Consider the following 8232-nt stretch of genomic DNA (forward strand, 5'->3'; position numbering starts at 1 on the left):
CATCATGGCCGCTGAACAGGGGCAGCGACAGCACATAGAGATCGCTGCTGGTTCCGGTGCCGACCAGCGACAGGCCGGCGAAGGCGATCGGCAGCACGAACAGGTTGATCGCCACGAGGTAGAGCGGGAACACCCATGTCGCGGTGCGCAGTTCGGCCTCGCCGCGGTTTTCGACGATGGTGACGTAGAACTGCCGCGGCAGCATGATGATGGCAAAGCCGCTCAGGCACGTCAGCACCAGCCAGGTGGCGAGCGAGGTGTTGTAGCTCATCGCCTGCCGGACCTGCGCGTTCTCGGCGAGCTTGTCGAACATGTCGCCCGGGCCGCCGAAGATCAGGAAGGTGACCATCAGGCCGATCGCCAGGAAGGCGGCGAGCTTGACGACGGTTTCGACCGCCACCGCCAGCACCAGTCCGTCCTGGTGTTCGGTGGCGTCGGCGTGACGGGTTCCAAACAGCACCGCGAACAGCGCCAACAGCATGGCGACGACCAGCGAGATGTCGCTGACGAAGGGATCGAACGAAGGCGGCGATCCCGTATAGTGCTCGACCATCAGGCTGACCGAACCGGATATCGCCTTCAACTGCAGCGCGATATAGGGCACCGCGCCGATGGTGGCGATCAGCGTGGCGATCGCCGCGACGGTGAAACTCTTGCCGTAGCGTGCGCCGAGGAAATCAGCGATCGAGGTGATCTTCTCGGTCTTGGCCAGCCGCACGATACGGTTGAGCAGCGGGAAGCCGAAGACGAAGACGAGCACCGGGCCCGTATAGATGCCGAGGAATTCGAGGCCGCGTTCGGAAGAGAGACCGACCGAGCCGAAGAAAGTCCAGGATGTGCAGTAGATCGCGAGGCTGAGCGCATAGATGAAAGGCCGCCCCCGGCTCGGCTCGGAGATGGCCGAGCGGCGGTCGCCGAGGCTGGCGATGGCAAACAGCAGCGTCACATAGGCGACCGCGATGATGACGATGAACAAGCCCTGCACGCTTGGACTTTCCTCCTCTGCCGTCTTTCTATCCGGCTTGCCCGGACGCAACCACAGCTTGGCGTCCGAGTCCATTGCAGAGCTGTGCAGGACGGCTATCAGGGCGGCGCGTCGGTGTCGTTATGGTGAAGATCGCCGCTGAGCGCCGTGGAAAATACGGCCAATGACGACCTCCTCCAAACCCATGCGATAGAGGATGATGTGCTTGCCGTGGACGAACTGATGGGTCCTGCCTTCATAGAGCCGGCCCATACTCGGATAGTCGCCGAGCAACTCAAACACCGCGTCGAGTTCGCGCAGGTACTTTTCGGCCTGAGTGTGGCCGAAGTTTTCGAAGGTGTGTCGGTAAATGTCTTTCAGATCGCGTTCGGCGCGATGCGTTATCCTATGGCGCATGCGGGAGTTCGGCACGCGCTTCCCGAATAATGTCGTCGATCGACTTTTCGCTGACCGGGCTCTCAAAACCTTCGTTGATCGCCGCCTGAATCGCTTTCCGCTTCTCGTCGGGCGAAAGCGCGTCAAACCAAGCGCGCTGCTCCTTTGTTGGAGCCGCCCACGGATAAACATCAATGCTGATGGTTTCGAGCATGTTCATGAGAACATTATAGGCGAAAACGCCTATAATTTCCAGAAATTCAATGCTGGCTTTGCCGTGCCGTCAATGCGGGAAACCTTGCAAAGAGCGATTGATCGCTCGCGTCAACAACCAGGGGCCCATGCCGTGCTCGGCGGCAATCTGGTCCAGCGTGGTCGTTTTGCAGTGATTCGGCGGCATCTGTGTCGATTTGCATCGCGGGGATATGAAATTTCACGCCCTTGTACGCAACGCGTCAAATTCGGCAGAGCTGCCGCCCAAAGTGCCGTAAGGTAAGGAGAAAGCGGTTGTTTTCTCCCTTTTACCCATGTTGCGTCAGGAGGTTTTTGTTATGTTGCCTCAGGTCGATGCCGCAAGGACGGAAACGGCAGCTCGGCCAGTCACGACAAGGAGGGTCGAATGCTGAAAGAATTCCAGGAATTTATTTCCAAGGGCAATGTGATGGACCTTGCGGTCGGCGTCATCATCGGCGCGGCCTTCGGCAAGATCGTCGATTCCCTTGTTAACGATATCATCATGCCGACCGTCGGCGCGATTTTCGGCGGCTTGGACTTCAACAATTATTTCCTTGGCCTCTCCTCGGCCGTCAACGCCACCTCGCTGGCCGACGCCAAGAAGCAAGGCGCGGTCTTTGCCTACGGCAGCTTCATCACTGTCGCGTTGAACTTCCTCATCCTCGCTTTCATCATTTTCCTGATGGTCAAGGCGGTGAACAACATGCGCAAGCGGCTTGAGCGCGAGAAGCCCGCTGCACCGGCGGCTCCGCCGCCAGCCGACGTCGCGCTGCTCACCGAAATTCGCGATCTGCTCGCCAGGCGCTGACCACGGGCAGCATTGCTGGACCAAAACCCCGGTCGTTGGCGGCCGGGGTTTTCTGTTTTCGCATCTGGTAAGGACCGCTGACGAAAACCGCAGACCAAAAACGGATCCGCCCATGACCCTGATCGACAGCTTGCGCACCGAGGCCCGTGCGGCACCCGAAAGTGGCATTGTCGCCGTCGTCAATTACGGCCGCCTGCGCGAAGGCATGATTCCGCTCTGGGCCGGCGAAGGCGACCTGCCGACGCCAGCCTTCATCACCGATGCCGCGTCGAAGGCGCTGGCCGGCGGCGAGACATTCTACACCTGGCAAAGGGGCATCCCCGATCTCAGGCAGGCACTCTCCCGTTACTATGCCAGGCATTTCGGCAAGAATTTCCCGGAGGAAGAATTCATCGTCACCGGCTCCGGCATGCATGCCATCCAGCTGGCGCTCGACGCGCTCGCCGGCGCCGGCGACGAGGTGGTCTACCTGTCGCCGGCCTGGCCGAATTTCGATGCCGCAGCAGGGATAGCGGGAGCCGTTCCAGTCGCGGTCACGCTCGATCATTCCGGCAATGGCTGGTCCTGCGACGTCGAGAAGATCGCCGCTTCGATCACGCCGCGCACAAAGGCGCTGTTCATCAACACGCCGTCGAATCCGACCGGCTGGACCGCCGATCACGAGACCTTGCAGGCGATCCTCGCTCTGGCGCGCGCGAAAAACCTCTGGATCATCGCCGACGAGATCTATTCACTGTTCCACTACGGCCACGGCCGCGCGCCGTCCTTCCTCGACATAGCGTCGGCGGAAGACCGTATCCTGTACGTCAACTCCTTTTCCAAGAACTGGGCGATGACCGGCTGGCGCGTCGGCTGGATCAAGACGCATCCGAGCTTGCAGCAGGTGTTCGAGAACCTGATCCAGTATTCGAGCTCCGGCGTCGCCCAGTTCATGCAGCGCGGTGCGGTCGCCGCCCTTGACGAGGGCGACGCCTTCGTCGCCGAACAGGTGGAGCGGGCGCGCAAGGCGCGCGACCTTGTCTGCGGCATCCTCGGCGCCACCGGCCGCGCTGGGTTTACGGTGCCGCAGGGCGCGTTCTATCTGTTTTTCACCGTCGAGGGCATCACCGATTCACGCACCGCTGCCTTCGACATCGTCGACAAGGCCAATGTCGGCCTGGCGCCAGGCACCGCTTTCGGCCCCGGCGGCGAGGCGTTTTTGCGGCTGTGCTTCCACCGCCGTCTCGACCAGATCGAGGAAGCGGCACACCGGCTGGCGAAGTGGATGAAGAACGCCTGAGCCGCTGACGAAGCCCGAATTGAAATCGCTCCGGCGAGCCAGATGGCCGCCGGAGTAGAGTTCCAAACGGCATCAGCCGCCTGACTTGGGCACCAGCAATGGAATGATGCGGTCGCTCTTGGCCACCGAAGGCCGACCGGCGGAGCCGTAGGGGATACCGAGCGCATCCCAGGTCTCGACCAGCGCATCCTGCAATTCGGCGATCAGCGCATCGGAATGGAACGGCGTTGGCGTGATGCGCAGCCGCTCGGTGCCGCGCGGCACGGTCGGGTAGTTGATCGGCTGGATGTAGATGCCGTGCACGCCGAGCAGGCGGTCGCTGGCCATCTTGCAGGCCTCGGGATCGCCGACCAGCAGCGGCACGATGTGCGTCGGCGAATCCATCACCGGCAGGCCGGCGGCCGACAGGATGTGTTTGGTTCTCGCGGCCTGCTGCTGCTGGGCGTCGCGCTCGGCCTGCGAGCGCTTGAGATGGCGGATCGAAGCGGCCGCGGCGGCAGCGATCGCCGGCGGCAGTGCCGTGGTGAAGATGAAGCCCGGCGCATAGGAGCGCACGGCGTCGATCACAGCGCTGGTGCCGGTGATGTAGCCGCCCAGCGTGCCGAATGCCTTGGCCAGCGTGCCTTCGATGATGTCGATGCGGTCGGCCAGGCCTTCGCGCTCGGTGATGCCGCCGCCGCGCGGCCCGTACATACCAACGGCATGGACCTCGTCGATATAGGTCATGGCGTTGTAGCGCTCGGCGAGTTCGACGATCTCTTTGATCGGCGCGATGTCGCCATCCATCGAATAGACGCTTTCGAAGACGATCAGCTTGGCACGTTCGCGCCCCGCCGCCTGCAAAAGGCTTTCCAGATGCGCCACGTCATTGTGGCGGAAGATCTTCTTTTCGGCGCCGGAACGCCGCACGCCTTCGATCATCGAGGCGTGGTTCAATTCGTCCGAGATGATCAGGCAGTTGGGCAAAAGCTTCGCGATGGTCGAGATCGAGGCCTCGTTGGAGACGAAACCGGAGGTGAAGACCAGTGCCGCTTCCTTGTCGTGCAGATCGGCAAGCTCCACCTCAAGCTCGACCAGCGGGTTCGAGGTGCCGGAAATGTTGCGGGTGCCGCCGGCGCCCGAACCCATCTTGCCAGCGGTATTCTGGAACGCGGCGATGACGTCGGGATGCTGGCCCATGCCGAGATAGTCGTTGGAGCACCAGACGGTGATTTCCTCGGCACGGCCATTGGAACGCCAGATGGCGCGCGGGAACTTGCCCGCGATCCGCTCGAGGTCGGCGAAAACGCGGTAGCGACGCTCGGCATGGAGCTGGTCGATCGCTTCCTCGAAGAACCGCTGATAGTTCATGTCGACTTCCCAATTTTTGCGCGGGATCATAATCATTGGCCCGTTGGTCGTCCACCTGGCCTTTTTGGTCAAAATGCCACGCCCCGGACCTGTTCCTAACGACCGCGGATCGTGGCCTATTCCCTTGATGTGGATGAACTTTGTTTCAGGACAATGCCACTGGCCGGCAATGCCGGTTACCAGGGGGTTCCAATGGCCATGCGGCGGGCTTTCCAGTAGAGCGGGGTTGAGACAGTTTCCGATAAATCTTGGATAAGCGAGGACGCGGATGACAGTTTTGGTGACAGGCGGCGCCGGTTACATCGGCAGCCATATGGTCTGGGAGCTGCTGGATGCCGGCGAAAGCGTGGTCGTTCTCGACCGTCTTTCCACCGGTTTCGAATGGGCAGTGGCGCCGGAGGCCAAGCTGGTCGTCGGCGATGTCGCCGACAAGGAATTGGTCGGCGCGGTCATCAGGGAGAACAAGGTCGACGCGATCATTCATTTCGCCGGCTCGATCGTGGTTCCGGAATCGGTCGCCGACCCGCTCGGCTATTATGAGAACAACACCTCGAAGACGCGCACGCTGATCGAAACCGCGGTGCGCGAAGGCGTGCCCAATTTCATCTTTTCCTCGACCGCCGCCGTCTACGGCGGCGCCGGGCTGGAGCCGGTGCGCGAGGACGCCCGCCTGGCGCCGGAATCGCCCTATGGCCTGTCCAAGCTGATGAGTGAGTGGATGCTGCGCGACGCGTCGATCGCGCATGGCCTGCGCTATACGGCGCTGCGCTACTTCAACGTCGCCGGCGCCGACCCGAAGGGCCGCACCGGCCAGTCGACGCCGGGCGCAACCCATCTGATCAAGGTCGCCTGCGAGACGGCACTCGGCAAGCGGCCGTTCATGCAGGTGTTCGGCACCGATTATCCTACGCCGGACGGCACCTGCATGCGCGACTACATCCATGTCAGCGACCTGGCGGCGGCGCATCGCCTGGCTTTGCAGCGGCTGCGCGCCGGGGGACAGAGCCTCGTCGCCAATTGCGGCTACAGCCATGGCTATTCGGTGCTGGAGGTCATCGACAGCGTGCGCCGCGCCTTTGGCCATGATTTCGAGGTGAAGATGGGTGATCGCCGCCCTGGCGACGCCGCGGCGGTTGTCGCCAATTCGGATCTCGCCCGCGCCGAGCTCGGCTGGACCCCGCAACGCGACGATCTCGACCAGATCGTCGCCGATGCGCTCGCCTGGGAGCGCATCCTGACCGGCAAGAACTCCGCGCGCGGCTGAGCCGGGTTCTCCCAAGGGCTCGCAAGCCGGGCAGTGAAGCGCTATTGAAGGCGTTCGCGGCAAGGCGCGGACGCGCGGCGCCGCGAGGAGATCTTGGGGGGATGGCATGAAAATAACGGTGCTCGGGGCCGGTGTCGTCGGTACGGCGGCCGCCTATTATCTGGCCAGCGACGGCCATGAGGTGACGGTGATCGAGCGCCATCCGGCGGCGGCACAAGGCACCAGCCAGTCCAATGCCGGCCTGGTGTCACCGGGTGACGCCACCGCCTGGGCCTCGCCGGCGGCTTTGAAGACCTTCCTGCGCGGGCTCTACAACCATGATCTCGGCATCAAGGTCAGGTTGCGCCTCGATCCCTATTTCCTCGCCTGGAGCCTGCGTTTCCTGCGCCAGTGCACGGTGGCGCGCCTGCGCGCCAACACCGACATCAAGCTCAGGCTCGCGCTCTATTCGCGCGACTGCATCAATGCGCTTTCGGAAGCGACCGGCATCCATTACGACGAGCGCAAGAAGGGCATTCTCTATTTCTTCCGCTCGCAAAAGAGCCTCGACACCGGCACCGACAATTACCGTTATCTTGCCAAGCACGGCCTGCCGATCGAAATCGTCGGCCGCGACCGGCTGGTCGAGCTGGAACCCGGCCTTGCCGGCGTCAAGGACAAGATTGCCGGCGGCGTCTATTCGCCAACCGACCAGACCGGAGATTCCAAGCAGTTTGTCGACAGGCTGGCCGCCTATGCGGCCGAGAAGCTCGGCGTCGAATTCCTGTTCGGCACGACAGTCGAAGGCCTCGACATCGAGGGCGACCGGGTGCGCGCGGTGATGACTTCGGCCGGCCCGGTCGCCGGCGATGCGGTTGTCATCTCGATGGGGCCGGAAAGCGGCCTGCTCGGGCGCCGTTACGGCATCGACCTGCCTGTCTATCCGGTAAAAGGCTATACCGCGACGATTCCCCTGGAGGACGAAAGCAGGGGACCGACCATGGGCGGCGCCGACGAGGACCGGCTGATCGGCTATTCAAGGCTGGGCAACCGCTTGCGGATGTCCTCGACGGCCGAATTCACCGGCTTCGACCGCACTTTCAAGCCCGCCGATTTCAAGACGATCATCAGCACCGGCAAGGATCTTTTCCCGGGTGCCTTCGACGAGAAGAGGGCTGTGTTCTGGGCGGGTCTGCGCCCGATGATGCCGAACTCGGTGCCGGTCATCGGCCAGGCGCGCTACAAGAATCTCTATCTCGACACCGGCCACGGCCATGTCGGCTGGACGATGGCCTGCGGTTCGGGAAAATTCCTCGCCGACCTCGTTTCGGGCCGCAAGCCGGAGATCGACCCGCAGGGGCTGGTTTACGGGGGCTAGGATGTCGGGACCGCAAGTCGCCATCGACCTTGGCCGCATCGAGCGCAACGCGCGCACCATCGTCGAGCGCTGCGCGCTGTCGGGCATAAAAGTGTTCGGCGTCACCAAGGGCACTTGCGGCATGCCGCAAGTGGCACGCGCCATGCTGCGCGGCGGTGTCGCCGGCATCGCCGAATCGCGTTTCGAGAACATCCGCCGGCTGCGCGACAGCGGCATCAACGCACCGATCATGCTGCTGCGCAGCCCGCCGATGGCGCGGGTCGAGGAGGTGGTGCGCACCGTCGACATCAGCCTGCAATCGGAACTCGCCACCATCCGCGAAGTTTCGCGCATCGCCGAGCGCATGGGCCGCGTCCACGACATCATGCTGATGATCGATCTCGGCGATCTCCGCGAAGGCATCTGGCCGAACGACCTGATCCCCACGGTTGAGCAGATCCTGCAGTTCAAGGGCGTGCGCATCGCCGGCATCGGCACCAATCTCGGCTGCTTCGGCGCCATCATGCCGACGCCGGAAAACCTTGGGCAGCTCGTCGCCCATGCCTACAAGACCGAGCGCCTGTCCGGCAAAAGCCTCGAC

8 protein-coding genes and 1 pseudogene are annotated in these 8232 nt (G+C 63.0%); 5 read left to right on the forward strand and 4 right to left on the reverse strand.

Annotated elements, in window-relative coordinates; translation table 11 throughout:
* The 3 genes and pseudogenes from EN994_RS09415 to EN994_RS09425 all read right to left on the reverse strand — a co-directional run.
* A pseudogene (locus EN994_RS09415) lies at window positions 1-985 on the reverse strand (hybrid sensor histidine kinase/response regulator); the annotation flags it as partial.
* Window positions 986-1105: 120 nt separating this feature from the next.
* The gene (locus tag EN994_RS09420; protein WP_013533612.1) at window positions 1106-1381 is read right to left on the reverse strand and encodes a type II toxin-antitoxin system RelE/ParE family toxin; all 276 of its coding nucleotides are present in this window, start codon (window positions 1379-1381) and stop codon (window positions 1106-1108) included.
* Complete coding sequence (locus EN994_RS09425) at window positions 1371-1580, reverse strand: hypothetical protein (protein ID WP_024503137.1); 210 nt, start codon at window positions 1578-1580, stop codon at window positions 1371-1373. Before EN994_RS09425 ends, EN994_RS09420 begins: the two co-directional genes overlap by 11 nt.
* Window positions 1581-1979: 399 nt before the next feature.
* Here EN994_RS09425 and mscL point away from each other — a divergent pair, with 399 nt between their 5' ends.
* Together mscL and EN994_RS09435 are read left to right on the forward strand one after the other, a co-directional pair.
* Window positions 1980-2402, forward strand: a complete 423-nt coding sequence (mscL, locus tag EN994_RS09430) for a large conductance mechanosensitive channel protein MscL (RefSeq protein WP_127307495.1) — start codon at window positions 1980-1982, stop codon at window positions 2400-2402.
* A gap of 112 nt (window positions 2403-2514) precedes the next feature.
* Window positions 2515-3681, forward strand: a complete 1167-nt coding sequence (locus EN994_RS09435) for a pyridoxal phosphate-dependent aminotransferase (RefSeq protein ID WP_013533609.1) — start codon at window positions 2515-2517, stop codon at window positions 3679-3681.
* Between the two features lie 72 nt (window positions 3682-3753).
* Here EN994_RS09435 and hemA read toward each other — a convergent pair whose 3' ends face one another.
* Window positions 3754-5031, reverse strand: a complete 1278-nt coding sequence (gene hemA / locus EN994_RS09440) for a 5-aminolevulinate synthase (protein ID WP_063170463.1) — start codon at window positions 5029-5031, stop codon at window positions 3754-3756.
* A gap of 268 nt (window positions 5032-5299) precedes the next feature.
* On the opposite strand from hemA, the gene galE reads away from it, so the two are divergent.
* The 3 genes from galE to EN994_RS09455 all read left to right on the forward strand — a co-directional run.
* Entirely contained in the window at window positions 5300-6295 is a 996-nt protein-coding gene (gene galE, locus EN994_RS09445) for a UDP-glucose 4-epimerase GalE (protein ID WP_063170028.1), read from the forward strand.
* Window positions 6296-6401: 106 nt separating this feature from the next.
* Complete coding sequence (locus EN994_RS09450) at window positions 6402-7652, forward strand: D-amino acid dehydrogenase (protein ID WP_063170029.1); 1251 nt, start codon at window positions 6402-6404, stop codon at window positions 7650-7652.
* A 1-nt stretch (window position 7653) separates the two neighbouring features.
* Window positions 7654-8232 (forward strand): alanine racemase (locus tag EN994_RS09455; protein ID WP_206530390.1); only part of this gene is annotated, 579 nt, incomplete at its 3' end.

Source organism: Mesorhizobium sp. M7A.F.Ca.CA.002.09.1.1 (assembly GCF_003998555.1).
GTDB classification, from domain to species: Bacteria; Pseudomonadota; Alphaproteobacteria; order Rhizobiales; family Rhizobiaceae; genus Mesorhizobium; species Mesorhizobium ciceri.